We start from the raw sequence: 13,707 nt of genomic DNA, 5'->3' as shown, positions 1-13,707 counted from the left end.
GCGCTCAGGCGCTCGTAAAACCCCGGCTGCTGGATCAGGCGCAGTTGTGCCATGCCGGCAGCCACCGCCACCGGATTGCCCGACAGCGTGCCCGCCTGGTACACCGCGCCCAGCGGCGAGAGCTTGTGCATCACGTCGGCGCGGCCGCCGAAGGCCGCCAGCGGCATGCCGCCGCCAATCACCTTGCCCATCACCACCAGATCGGGGCGAATGCCGTACACCTGTTGCGCGCCGCCCAGCGCCACGCGAAAACCGGTCATCACCTCGTCCCACACCAGCAACGCGCCGTGCTCGGTGCAGAGCTCGCGCAGGCGCTGATGCCAGGCCGAAGTGCCCCGGATGAAATTCATATTACCCGCGATGGGTTCCACCATCACGCAGGCGATTTTGTGTCCCTGCCGGGCAAACAATTCCTCGATCTGGGCGATGTTGTTGAACTCCAGCACCAGCGTGTGCTTGGCCAGATCGGCAGGCACCCCGGCGGAGCTGGGATTGCCGAAGGTCAGCAAGCCCGAACCGGCCTTGACCAGCAGACTGTCGGCATGGCCGTGGTAGCAGCCTTCGAACTTGACAATGGCGTCGCGTCCGGTAAAGCCGCGCGCCAGGCGGATGGCGCTCATGCCGGCTTCGGTGCCGCTGGACACCAGGCGCACCATTTCGACCGCGGGCATGAGCTTGCAAATGGCTTCAGCCATGTGGATTTCGTCGGCCGTGGGCGCGCCGAAACTCAGCGAGCGGGTGGCGGCGCGCTGCACCGCCTCGACGACCTCCGGATGAGCGTGCCCGGCGATCATCGGCCCCCAGGAACCGATGTAGTCGATGTAGCGCGTGCCTTCGGCGTCGATCATGTAGGGGCCTTCGGCGCGGTCGATGAAGCGCGGCACGCCGCCGACCTGGCGAAATGCGCGCACCGGCGAGTTGACCCCGCCGGGAATGGTGCGCTGGGCGCGATCGAACAGTTGCTGATTCGTGATGGACATGAGGCTCTTTCTTGAACGGACATCGCCCCGGCTAGCAGGGCGATGAGAAAAAACGGGATAGGGGTTGTTTGACTGGCGCCCGGGCCGCGGAATGCCAAACGTGCCCGAGGCCCCCGAGGTCACTGCAAGGTCGGCGTGCCCGGCTCGCTCGGCGTATCGTCTTCCTCCTCGGTGGGCTGCGCCCAGAAGAAGCGGTCGGGCACCACCTGACCCATGCCGGGGCGGTAGCCGAAATCGAGGCAATGATCGAGGTATTCGATGGCCTCATGCACCGCCTGGTCGAGCTTGGCGCCATTGGCGAGTATCGCGGTGAGCACCGCCGACAAGGTATCGCCCGCGCCGGTGAACCCGGCCTCGAACAGCTCGAAACTCTCGCGCAGCAACACCCGCCGCGGGCTCATCAGCACGTTCTCCACCCTGCCCTCGCTGGCCACGATACCGGTCACCAGCAGATATTGCACGCCGAGTTGCTGCGACTTTTGCATCAGCGCATCGAGCGTGGGCGGCGCTTCGCCGTCCCACTCCGGCAGCAACAACTGGGTGAGCGCGCTCTGGTTGCCGGTGAGCACGCGGGTTTGCGGCAGGATGAGATCCTGCATCGCCTTGATGTAATCGTCGGTCTGCGACTCGTCGAGCACGTGGAAATTGCTGGCATAGGTGACCAGCGGCACCTGGCTGTAGTCAGCCAGCAGTTCGGCCACGGCATTGACCACGTCGACGCTGCCGAGAAAGCCGACCTTCCAGGCCGAGATCTCGACGTCTTCGAGCACGGCCCGCGCCTGTTCCACCACGGCGTCGGCCTCGATCTCGATGGTGTCGAAAATCTCTGCGGTATCGCGTACCCAGAGCGCGGTCGTGACCGGCAGGGGATGGCAGCCCACGGCCGAGCACGACGCCAGATCGGCCGCGAGCCCGGCGCTGCCGCTGGGGTCAGCCGCGTTGAAGAACATCACGGCGGGGGGGGATTCTGTGGATTCGGTCATCATGCTGGCATGGTAGTGCGACTGCAGGTCGGCGCAAGCCTGGGCCCGCACCGATCTTGCCATGATCTTGACCAAGCGCTTCTTGATCCTCCGCAGCGGCGCCTGCCCTGTAGGTCAAAATGCAACAGCGCGCCATAGAATCGTTGAATCTTCTCCTCTACCCCGATACGCTGTGGACAAACAAGAACTTTGCAGTTGGATGTGCCTGATCTGTGGCTTCATTTACTCAGAAGCCGAGGGCCATCCAGAGAGCGGCATTGCACCGGGTACGCGTTGGGCCGATGTGCCGATGAACTGGACCTGCCCCGAGTGCGGTGCGCGCAAAGAAGATTTCGAAATGGTGCCGGTCTAGACGGCGCCATTTTTTGAGAAGGTGCCGGTTTAATCGGGAACGGCAAGTCACCGCAGCTGTTTACAGCGTTTTTCCTTTTCCCCTTTTGCAAAGGATGTGCATGGTTGCGCCTACCAGCCCATTCAAAGTGTTGGTCATCGATGACAGCAACACCATCCGCCGCAGCGCCGAGATTTTTCTCAAGCAGGCCGGCTATGAGGTGCTGCTCGCCGAAGACGGCTTTGACGCCTTGTCCAAGGTCAACGACCACGAGCCCGACCTGATTTTCTGCGACATTCTGATGCCCCGGCTCGACGGCTATCAGACCGTGGCCATCATCCGTCGCAGCGGCAAGTTTTCCCATATCCCCATGGTCATGCTCTCCAGCAAGGACGGCGTGTTCGACAAGGCGCGCGGCCGCATGGTCGGCGCGCAAGACTATCTGACCAAGCCCTTCACCAAAGATCAACTGCTCGACGCGGTCAAGCGGCACCTGAACGCCAACCAGCCTGCTGCTGCGACCGGCTCCTGATCGCGCTTCTCGCTCTTCTTTTCATCCGCCATGCCCGTACACAATATTCTCATCGTTGACGATTCCAAGACCGAGCTGTATTTCCTCTCCGACCTGCTCACCAAGCACGGCTTTGCGGTGAACACGGCGGAAAACGGCGAGCAGGCGCTGGCCATGCTCGCGGCCGTGAAGCCCGATCTGATTCTGATGGATGTGGTGATGCCCGGCCAGAACGGCTTTCAGCTCACGCGACAGATCACGCGCGACCCGGCTTACTCCGGCATACCCGTCATCATGTGCACCAGCAAGAAGCTCGAAACCGACAAGGTCTGGGCCATGCGTCAAGGCGCGTCCGACTATGTCATCAAGCCGGTGAACGCCACCGAGTTGCTCGACAAGATCCGCGCCATCGCCTGAAGCTCACACTCGTCCGCACCTCTTCGGCTTCCACCCAACGTTTCCGCCCATGTCCAGAGCCTCGCTGCGCGAATTTCAGACCCATCTCGCTCAACGCCTGACGGCCGCGCAAAGCGGGCAAGCCCCTTCGCGCTGGCTGGCCGTGCTGGCGGGGCAGTGGCGCTTTTTGCTGCCCCTGGAGTTCTCGGGCGAGATTTCGCCCATGCAGCACTGCGCTCCGCTGCCGCACGCCCTGCCCTGGTTCCTGGGCCTGGTCAGTCTGCGGGGCCAGGTCTGCGGCGTGGTGCATCTGGGCCGGTTCATGGGCGAAGACGCCGCTGCACTGACGCCGCAGGCCCGACTCATCCAGTTCGCCCCGGCGCTCGACATCAACACCGCCCTGCTGGTCGATCAACTGGTCGGGCTGCGCAACCCCGATCAACTCCAGAAAGTTCTCGGCGTTCAAGAGGAGGGGCCTGGTGAAGGGGCGCCCCCCTGGCTGAGAACCACATATCGCGATGCCGAGCAGAACCTCTGGCATGAAGTCGACCTGCTGGCTCTGGCCGAAAACGAACAATTCCTGAGCGTCACCTGAAAATTCGATCGACGCGCGATTTTGCTGAATTTGCTGAATTTCCTTTCACTGCGCTGTACCTGTTTTTAGTCAACCGTCATCTGCCGGTTTGCATCCTCAACTTCATCACGTTTTACGGAGCGGTCATGTCCTTACTCTCGTCCCTTTTCGGAACGAAAAACAACGAATCGTCAAGCGACACCGAAATCGCGCCGACGGCGCTCGGCCGGGGTGGACAGGAAACCCTGCAGATCGATTCCAGCATCGGAGATCCGACCAGCGCCCTGCATCAAGCCCAGGGCAACCGCCCGCTGATTCTGCGGCTGCCGATGATCAGCCGCATGATGCTGGCCCAGCAACAGCGCTTTTTCGGCGTGCTGCTCATCATCTCGCTGGTGCTGCTCGGTCTGACCCTGATTGTGGTGCTGCGTGGAACGTCCGACTCGGCGCGGCAGCTTGAAGCCTCCGGCGCGGCGCTGACCCAGTCACAGCGCCTGGCGCGTTCGATGAACGCGGCGCTGCTGGGCAATAAAGACGCTTTCGCCACCGTGCGTTCCAGCGCCGAGGCCCTGAAATCGGAAGTCGCCGTCCTGCAGCAAACCAGCGTGCCCGCTGGCGGTCAGTCGCTGCTCGACAAGGTTGGCCCGGAAACCGAGACCAGCGTGAAAAACGCCGAGCTGCTCGCCAAGCAGGAAGGCGTACTGACGACGACTGCCCAGCAGCTCACCGACATCAACCGCCAGACCGATGCCCTGCTCGACAGCGCCCAGACGCTGACCTCGCTGCTGCTGCAGCAAAAAGCGTCAGCGAGCAATATCAACGCCGCCAGCCAGCTCACCATGCTGACCCAGCGCATCGACAAATCGGCCAACGCTTTTCTGTCGTTGCAAGGCGTGCGGCCCGAGGCCGTGTTCACCCTCGGCAAGGATCTGACCACTTTCAATGCGCTGAGCAAGGGACTGCTGGACGGCAATGCCGACCTGCAACTCACCGCCCTGGCCGATCCGCAATCGCGCCAACAGTTGCAAAGCCTGATCCAGACCTACGCCAAGACCGAAGCCTCTGCCCGTACCCTGCTGGCCAACCTGCCCAGCCTGGCCTCGGCGCGTGAGGCGCAAAACGCGGTGCTCGCCTCATCCGGCCAGCTCTACGACAACCTCAATCAGCTGCAAAGCCTGTATTCCTCGCGCACCGGCGTGAGCTGGCCGGCGATTTTGTTCCTCGCCCTGCTGGGGCTGCTGGCCATCATCGCCGCCACCGACCTGATCTACATCATGCTCAACGAGGCGCGCCAACGTGCCACGCTGGTGGAACTGCAGCGTCGGCAAACCGAGCGTCAAGAGCTTGAAGCCCGGCGCACCAACGAGTCGAATCAGGCCGCTATTTTGCGGTTGATGAACGAACTGCAAACCGTGGCCGAGGGCGACCTCACCCAGCAGGCCACCGTGACCGAAGACATCACCGGCGCCATCGCCGACTCGGTGAACTACACCGTGGAAGAGCTGCGCACCCTGGTGGGACAGGTGCAGCAAACGGCCGACCAGGTGGGCGAAGGCGCCTCTCAGGCGCAAACCACTTCCGACCGCCTGATGCGCAGCGCCGACGAGCAGCTCAACAAAATTCGTGAAACCGGTCAGTCGGTGCTCGACATGGCGCAGCGCATCAACCAGGTGTCGGTTCAGGCGCAGCAATCGGCCGAGGTGGCGAACCAGTCGCTGCAGGCCGCCGAGCAGGGGCAGCGCGCCGTGCGCAACTCCATCGACGGCATGAACAGCATCCGCGAGCAGATTCAAGACACCTCCAAGCGCATCAAGCGGCTGGGTGAATCGTCGCAGGAGATCGGCGAAATCACCGAGCTGATTTCCGACATTACCGAACAGACCAACGTACTGGCCTTGAACGCCGCCATTCAGGCCGCGTCAGCGGGTGAAGCGGGCCGCGGCTTCTCGGTGGTGGCCGAGGAAGTGCAGCGCCTGGCCGAGCGCTCGGCCGAGTCGGCCAAGCAGATTGCCGCGCTGGTGCGCACCATTCAGACCGACACCCAAGACGCCGTGGCCGCCATGGAAAAGAGCACCCAGGGCGTGGTCGAAGGGGCCAAGCTGGCCGATAACGCCGGCGCTGCGCTGGCCCAGATCGACGCGGTGTCGCGCCAGCTTGCCGAGCTGATTACGCAGATTTCGCAACAGACCCAGATCGAAGCCAGTTCCGCCAACAAGGTGGCCGACAACATCCAGACCATTTTCACCGTGACCGAGCAGACCTCCGAAGGCACGCGCTCCACCGCCTCGCTGGTGCGCGACCTCGCGCGTGTCGCCGACGATCTGCGCCAGTCCGTCTCGCGGTTCAAGATCAACTGACCCGCCTTCCTCGCATGCATTCCAACGTCCGTCCCTCGCGTTTTCCGGCATGAACACAGTCTCCGCTTCGCATCCCGCCGTGGCACCCGCCCCTGAGACGGACATGGGGCCTCTGGCCTGGCTGCTCGATCAGATCAGCGACAACCTCCAGTCCGCCCGCACCGCGCTCAAGCGCGCCGCCCAGCAGCAGGACGACGGCGTGCTCGGTTCGGTCCAGGCCGAAAAAACGGGTCTGCGCACCGCTCGCACCCAGGTGCACCAGGCCGCAGGCGCCATCGAACTGCTGGGTTTTTTTGGCGCGGCGCGCCTGATGCAGGCCGCCGAGAACGCGCTCGATCAACTCATCGACCATCCGGAAAAACTCGACAACACCGCGCTGCAGCGTTTCGAGGCCGGCTTCAACGCCCTGGTCGATTTTCTCGAATCCCAGCGTGCCGGCAAAAATGAACCGGCGCTCAAGCTCTATCCGCAGTACCGCGACCTGATGGAACTGGCGCAGGCCGAGCGCATCCACCCGGCCGACCTGTGGGACTACGACTGGACCTGGCCGGACGCCCCGCCCGTCACCGACGCCGCGGGCGCCCCTGCCCCCATGCTGACGCCGGATGATCGCGCCCAGTTCGAAATGGGCTTGCTGCAGGTGCTGCGCGGTCAGCAGACCGCCTCCGCCATGCAGACGCTCGACGCCGTCGCGCGTCGGGCGCAGGCCAGCAGCGCGGGGCCGACGGCCAGCCTGTGGTGGCTCGCGCGCGGTTTGTTCGAAGCCATCGGCAGCGGCCTGCTCACACCCGATCTCGACATCAAACGGCTGCTCAACCGCCTCAACCTGCAATTGCGTAGCCAGTTGCAAGGGCAAAGCCCCGCCCCCCAAAGGCTGGGTCACGACCTCACCTTCTTTTGCGCCCAGTCGCTGCACGGCAATGGCGACGTCACCGCGCAGTCCCTTCCGGTGCTGCGAGCCATTGACAACCGGCTGCACCTCGCTGCCGCGCCGTTTGCCGATTACCACCAAAGCCATTTCGGCCTGATCGACCCCGCCCTGGTGCAGCAAGTCCGCAAGCGCGTGCAAACCCTGCGCGACGCCTGGAGCGCTCTGGCCGGTCACGCGCAGACGCATCTCGATCCCGCACGCATGGCTCGCCTGGTCGATCTCACCCAGGCGCTGGAACAACCTCTGCATGCGCTCACGCCGGGCAGCGAAGCGCTGCCGCAATCGCTCGCGGGCCTGTTCAAGAAAATCAGCGCGCGCAGCGACTTTCTCACCCCCGAGCGCGCGCTCGATGTCGCCACCGCCATTCTGTTTCTCGAAATCACCTTTGCCCACTTCCGTCCCGAAGAACAGCGATTTCTGGAGCGCTCACAAATCCTCGCGCGGCGCCTCGACCAGAGCGCCAACGGCCAAAGGCCAGACCCGCTGGCCGGCTGGATGGAAGACCTGTTCCGCCAGGCCTCCGAGTCGCAGACCATGGGCAGCGTGGTGCAAGAACTGCGCGCCGACATGAGCACCGTCGAGAAACTGCTCGACGCCTATTTCCGCGACCCGTCGCACAAGCCCGATCTGGCACAGGTGCCACGCCTGCTGTCGCAGATGCGCGGCGTGTTCTCGGTGCTCGGCGTCGATGTCGCCAGCCAGGCGCTGAGCTACCTGCGCACCGAAATCGACAGTCTCGTGGCCGACGATGTGCCGACCGACAACCAGCGCTTCGATGCCCTGGCCAGCAATATCGGCGTGCTCGGTTTTCTGGTCGACATGCTGTCCTACCAACCCGAGCTGGCCAAAACCCTGTTCGTGTTCGACAACGACAAAAAAGAGCTGCGCGCCGTCGTTCCCTCCACCCAGCGCACCGCTCCGCCCACCCTGCAACAAGACGTCGAGCACGCGGCGCAGCAACTCAAGGACGACATCGCCCAGGGCCTGCCGCCCGAGCAGGCGCAGCAACGCCTGGCGCAGTTGCACGCCGAAGCCGCCCTGGCCGGGGTACCCGATCTTCCGGCGCAGGTGCTGAGCGTGCCGAGCGAAGGTGTGAGCGAACTGCCGAGTGAACCTCACACGCCCCAGGAAATAGACGCCGCCCCCGCGCAAGAGGCGTCCGCAACCCCGGCCGAGCCGACTGTCACACCTGAATCCGCCCAGGAGGCGACTCCGCCTGCCGAGCCCGAAGACGATGCCGAAGACGAACTGATCGACATCTTCCTGGAGGAAGCCCGGGAGGTCATCGCAAGCGGTCACGAACAACTGCAGCAGCTGCACGCCAACCTCGACGACGAAGGCGCGCTCACCAGCCTGCGCCGCGCTTTTCATACCCTCAAAGGCAGCTCGCGCATGGTCGGTCTGCGCGACTATGGCGAAGCCGCCTGGGCGCTCGAACAAGTGTTCAACCGCCAAATCGCCGATCAGCACCGGGCCTCGCCGCCCTTGCTCAACCTGGCCGCGCACGCGCTCACCGAGCTTGGCGAATGGACGGCAGCGATCCAGCAAGGCCAGGCCGAGGCGTTCAGCAGCGAGCCCCTGCGCCGTGCCGCCGAGGCCTATGCAGCAGGCGAATCCGCCGAACCCGCGTTGCCCACCCTGCACGACGCACCTAACGAACCCTCAATGGCCGCCGAACCCGCCGCCGTTGAAGCGGAATCGCCCAGCGAACCAGCAGCACCCGAACTAGCAGCGCCCGAACCAGAGGCCCTGCACGAACCCACCGACTTCAATGCGCTGTTCGAAGGCATCGACCTCGAACTTCCCCATCACACCCAGGCGCCCGAGCCGATGCCTTCGGCTGAGATGTCCGCGGTCGAGGCGCCCCCGGCCGAGATGCCTTCAAGCGATGCGCCCGCTGTCGAACTGCCCCAGGTCGAAGAAGCCGACATGGCTGAATTCGAGGCGGCCGTCTCTGCGCAGCACGCTGCCCCGGCCGACACCGCCGCTGACACCGACATCGCACCAGTGCCGCCCGAAAATAGCGACGAAGGCGAACCCGGCTACCGCCAGATCGGCGAGTTGCGCATTCCCACCCCGCTCTACAACATTTACCTGGCCGAAGCCGACGAACTCTCGCGCCATCTGTACAGCGACATTCACGACTGGCTGACCGATCCCGCCCAGGCGCTCGGCGATGCGGCCGTCATTTCGGCGCACAAGCTCGCGGGCAGTTCGGCCACCGTCGGCCTGCGCAGTGTGGCCGATCTCGCCAGCCAGACCGAGCATGCGCTCGACGCCCTGCGCGACCTGCCCGCGCACGCCGCGCGACCGGTCGATCTCGACGCCTTGGCACAGGCGGCCAGCGACATCAAACAACTGCTGCACCAGTTTGCCGCGGGCTTCCTCAAGCCCGTGCAAGCCGAGTTGCTCACCCGGCTCGAAGCCCTGCAGGAAGCTGCGCTGGCCCAGAATGCTCAGCCGAGCGCCGAGTCGGTAACCGAGTTGACCCACACGGCCGAACCGGCTGTCCAGCCTGAACAAATCGCCGCTCCAGAGCTTGCGCTCGCAACGCTCGAGCCCGCCTCGGCCGAAACTCCGCAGCCGCAGGTCAGCGCAACACAATCTGCCGCGTCTGCCGACCAGTTGGTCGACACCATCGATCCCGACCTGTTCCCAATTTTCGAGGAAGAGGCCAACGAACTGCTGCCCGCCCTGGCCGCCAGCCTGCGCCAGTGGGAACAGCATCCGCAAGACACCGCGCCAGCCGCTCAAGCCATGCGGGCGCTGCACACGCTCAAAGGCAGTGCGCGCATGGCTGGCGCCATGCAACTCGGCGACCTGGCACACAGCCTCGAATCCGACATCGACACCCTGACGGCCAATGCGCCGGTCAGCGAGGCCGATCTGGCCGAGCTGCTGGGCCGTTTCGACCATCTCAACACCCGCTTCGACCGCCTGTGCAGCGCGGCGCAGCGCGGCGAAAGCCAGCTGGCCGACCTCCCGGTGGCCACGGTTTCCGAGGTGTTCACCCCAAGCGCCGAGCCCGACACTGCTGCGTCGGCCCAGCCGCTGCCTGCGGTGGCCGTCACTACAGCTGCCACGCCTGCCGCGGCCGAGCCGGTCAACCGCGTCCTCGCGCCGCGTATCGCCGCACAGGCTGTGCGCGTGCGCGCCGGGCTGCTCGACCGTCTGGTCAATCAGGCGGGTGAAATCACCATTTCGCGCGCCCGGCTGGAAAACGAGTTCGGCGCCATCCGCGCTTCGGTGGGCGATCTGAGCGACAACCTCGACCGTCTGCGCCAGCAGGTGCGCGAAATCGAAATTCAGGCCGAGGCGCAGATGAGCGCGCAGGTGCAGGCCGCGCGCGACGAAAACCGCGACTTCGATCCGCTCGAATTCGACCGCTTCACCCGCGCGCAGGAACTCACCCGCATGATGGCCGAGTCGGTCAACGACATCGCCATGGTGCAGGGCACGCTCAGCCGCCTGCTGCGCGAAGTCGACGACGACATGACCCGCCAGGCGCGCCAGACCCGCGAGCTGCAGCGCGATCTGCTGCGCACCCGCATGGTCGAGTTCGACAGCCTGTCCGAGCGGCTTTACCGCACCGTGCGTCAGGCGGCCAAAGACCTGAACAAAGCGGTGCGCCTGGAAATCATCGGCGGCGCCATCGAACTCGACCGCGGCGTGCTCGAGCGCGTTTCCAGCAGCTTCGACCACTTGCTGCGCAACGCCGTGGCGCACGGCATCGAGACTGCGGAAGAACGCAAGGCGGCGGGCAAGCCCGAAGTCGGCACCCTCACCCTGAGCCTGCGGCAAGACGGCAACGAAGTCGTCATCACCCTGGCCGACGACGGACGCGGTCTCAACTATGCCGCCATCCGCGCCAAGGCCGAACGCCTCGGCCTGCTCGCCCCAGGGCAGAACGTCTCCGAGGCAGAACTGACGCAACTGGTCTTCCGCCCGAACTTCAGCAGCGCCGAGAGCACCACCGCAGTGGCTGGCCGCGGCGTGGGGCTCGATGTGGTGCGCACCGAAGTCAACGCCCTGGGCGGCCGCGTGCTGCTCGACAACCAGCCGGGCTCCGGCGCTCGCTTCACCCTGCTGCTGCCGCTGACCACCGCCATCACCCATGTGGTCTTGCTGCGCACCGGCGCTGCCGTGTATGCCGTGCCCGCCAATCTGGTGGACATCGTGCTGCGCTTCAAGCCCGAGCAGATCGCCAACGCCGCGCGCACCCTGAGCATCGAGTATGCCAACAATACCCTGCCCTTCTACTGGCTGGGCGCCCTGCTTGGGCAATCGGGCGGCAGCAGTGAGCCGTTCGGTAAAAGCGTGCCCGTGGTCGTGATTCGAAGCGCCACGCAGCGTGTGGCCATTCAGGTCGATGAAGTCGTGGGCAACCGCGAAGTGGTGGTGAAAAATCTGGGGCCGCAGCTCTCGCGCGTGCCGGGTCTGGCCGGGATTTCCGTGCTGCCCAACGGAGACGCCGCGCTGATCTACAACCCGGTGGCGCTCGCCGCGGTTTATGGCGCTGATGCCTCGGCCCGCATGCAGGCTGTGCCGCTGACGCCCGTGGCCCCGAGTGCAGACGCCGCTCCCGCCGCTGTCTCCACCTCGGTTTCGACCTCCGAGCCCAGCGAGACGCCGATCGATGCGTCCGGGCGCACTCCTGGGCTGCCCCCCACGGGCGACGCGGCGCAGGCCGCGAAGAGCGGCAATCCGCTGATCATGGTGGTGGACGACTCCATCACCGTGCGCCGCGTCACGCAGCGCTTCCTGCAGCGCAACGGTTATCTGGTGCAACTCGCCAAAGACGGCCTCGACGCCCTGGAGCAATTGCAGCAGATCAGCACCCTGCCCAATGTGATTCTGCTCGACATCGAAATGCCGCGCATGGACGGCTTCGACCTCACTCGCAACATCCGCGCCGACTCACGGCTGCAGAAGCTGCCCATCATCATGATCACCTCGCGCATTGCCGACAAGCATCGCAACTACGCCGCGCAGCTTGGGGTGAATCACTATCTCGGCAAGCCTTATTCCGAGACCGAGCTGCTTGAACTGATTCGCACCTTTACCCAGTCGGCAGTGAATCACTGAGCCTTCACCACCGCGTAGCGCTCCAGCGTTTCGGCCCGCGCCAGATCGTGCCTCACGATCGGCGCGGGGTAGGTGCTGCCCAACCGCACCCCGGCCGCCTGCAGCAGCGCTGCGGGCGCCTTCCACGGCGCGTGAATGTCCTTGGACGCAAGCTGCGCCAGCTCGGGCACATAGCGGCGGATGAAATCGCCGCCCGCATCGAATTTCTCGCTTTGCGCCACCGGGTTGAAAATGCGGAAATACGGCTGCGCATCGCAGCCGCTGCTCGCCGCCCACTGCCAGCCGCCGTTATTGGCCGCCAGGTCGAAATCGTTGAGATGATCGGCAAAGTAGCGCTCGCCCCAGCGCCAGTCGATGCCCAGGTCTTTGGTCAAAAAACTCGCCACCACCATGCGCAGGCGGTTGTGCATATAGCCGGTCTGGTTGATCTGGCGCATGGCCGCGTCCACCAGCGGGTAGCCGGTGCGGCCCTCGCACCAGGCGGCGAACTGCGCCGAGTCGTTGCGCCACTGAATGCGGTCGTAAACCGGCTTGAAAGCCGCATTCACCACATGCGGATGGTGGAACAGAATCTGAAAATAGAAGTCGCGCCACACCAGCTCGGACAGCCAGACCCGGGCCCCCTCGCTGCCCGCCTGCTGCCGCGCCCAGGCCATCGCAACCAGCTCGCGCACCGAGACCGTGCCGAAGCGCAGGTGCACCGAGAGATAGCTCGGCCCCTTGCGCGCCGGGTAGTCGCGCGCCTGGTCGTAGTCATCGATGCGACGGCTGAAGTCATCCACCAGCGCCGCCGCGCCAGACGCGCCCAGCGGCAGTTTCAGCGCGTGCAAATTCGACGGCGCAAAACCCAGCTCGGACAAGGTGGGCAACGGTTGCCGCAACGCCGCTGGCAGCGCAGCCAGCCGGGCGGGGGTCACTGCGCTATCGACGGGCTGCTGCGGCTGTGCGGCGTACCGCGCCAGCCAGGCGGTGCGGTAGGGCGTAAAGACCGAGTACGGCTTGTCCTGCGCCGTCAACACCTCGTCGCGCTCGAAAATCATGTGCTCCTTGACGGTGCGCAGCGCCCGCCCGTCTTGCCGCAAGGCGCGCTCGACGGCCGCATCGCGCGCGAGGGCTTCGGGCTCATCGTCGCGCCCGCAGAACACCGCCTGCGCGCCCAACTCGGCAGCCAGCGCGGCAATCGCCTCGCGCGCGCTGGCGTGGCGCACGATCAGCGCGGCGCCACGCTCGCGCAAAACGGCGTCGATCTCCGCCACCGCAGCCAGGATGAACTCCACCCGCCGATCCGCCTGCAGCCCGCGCTGCAACAGCGGATCGAGAATGTCTCGGTCGAACACAAACGCCAGCGCCACCTTGTCGCAGGCGCGCAGGGCGGCGTGCAGCGCCGCGTTGTCGTGCAGGCGCAAATCGCGCCGCAGCCAGACCAGACCGAGCGGCAGTTTTTCAACGGCAGAGCTGGCGGGACGGTCGGCAATGGAAGTCGGCATGTGCAGAGGGTTCGGGAAAAAATGGAGATTAACCATAACCCAGCAGCGCAAAATCTGCGGCCCGGCGCGATA

General features: G+C 65.1%; 9 protein-coding genes. 6 read left to right on the top strand and 3 right to left on the bottom strand.

What is annotated here, in order from left to right:
- Positions 1–980: glutamate-1-semialdehyde 2,1-aminomutase (gene hemL / locus B7X30_RS05070; protein ID WP_286729512.1), on the bottom strand; the 980-nt coding region annotated here is incomplete at its 3' end.
- A gap of 119 nt (positions 981–1,099) precedes the next feature.
- A complete protein-coding gene (gene thiD, locus B7X30_RS05065) occupies positions 1,100–1,963 on the bottom strand; it encodes a bifunctional hydroxymethylpyrimidine kinase/phosphomethylpyrimidine kinase (protein WP_231836205.1) in 864 nt (287 codons plus the stop codon).
- Between the two features lie 199 nt (positions 1,964–2,162).
- Here thiD and B7X30_RS05060 point away from each other — a divergent pair, with 199 nt between their 5' ends.
- The 6 genes from B7X30_RS05060 to B7X30_RS05035 all read left to right on the top strand — a co-directional run bounded on the left by B7X30_RS05060 (position 2,163) and on the right by B7X30_RS05035 (position 12,148).
- Positions 2,163–2,315, top strand: a complete 153-nt coding sequence (locus B7X30_RS05060) for a rubredoxin (protein WP_013106818.1) — start codon at positions 2,163–2,165, stop codon at positions 2,313–2,315.
- Between the two features lie 100 nt (positions 2,316–2,415).
- Entirely contained in the window at positions 2,416–2,826 is a 411-nt protein-coding gene (locus B7X30_RS05055) for a response regulator (protein ID WP_156053399.1), read from the top strand.
- A gap of 30 nt (positions 2,827–2,856) precedes the next feature.
- Entirely contained in the window at positions 2,857–3,222 is a 366-nt protein-coding gene (locus B7X30_RS05050; protein ID WP_013106820.1) for a response regulator transcription factor, read from the top strand.
- Between the two features lie 49 nt (positions 3,223–3,271).
- Positions 3,272–3,796, top strand: a complete 525-nt coding sequence (locus B7X30_RS05045) for a chemotaxis protein CheW (protein ID WP_156053400.1) — start codon at positions 3,272–3,274, stop codon at positions 3,794–3,796.
- Between the two features lie 125 nt (positions 3,797–3,921).
- Entirely contained in the window at positions 3,922–6,132 is a 2,211-nt protein-coding gene (locus B7X30_RS05040) for a methyl-accepting chemotaxis protein (RefSeq protein ID WP_156053401.1), read from the top strand.
- Positions 6,133–6,235: 103 nt separating this feature from the next.
- On the top strand, positions 6,236–12,148 hold the full coding sequence (locus tag B7X30_RS05035; RefSeq protein ID WP_286729505.1) for an Hpt domain-containing protein: 5,913 nt from the start codon (positions 6,236–6,238) through the stop codon (positions 12,146–12,148).
- Here the strand turns inward: B7X30_RS05035 and B7X30_RS05030 are convergent.
- Entirely contained in the window at positions 12,142–13,635 is a 1,494-nt protein-coding gene (locus B7X30_RS05030) for a cryptochrome/photolyase family protein (RefSeq protein WP_286729503.1), read from the bottom strand. The two genes, B7X30_RS05035 and B7X30_RS05030, sit on opposite strands and share 7 nt — an antisense overlap.
- Positions 13,636–13,707: the final 72 nt, after the last annotated feature.

Source organism: Thiomonas sp. 13-64-67, from assembly GCF_002282795.1.
Taxonomy (GTDB): domain Bacteria; phylum Pseudomonadota; class Gammaproteobacteria; order Burkholderiales; family Burkholderiaceae_C; genus Thiomonas; species Thiomonas arsenitoxydans.
The sequence above is the reverse complement of the archived record's forward strand: the minus strand, read 5'-3'. Positions and strand labels throughout refer to the sequence as shown.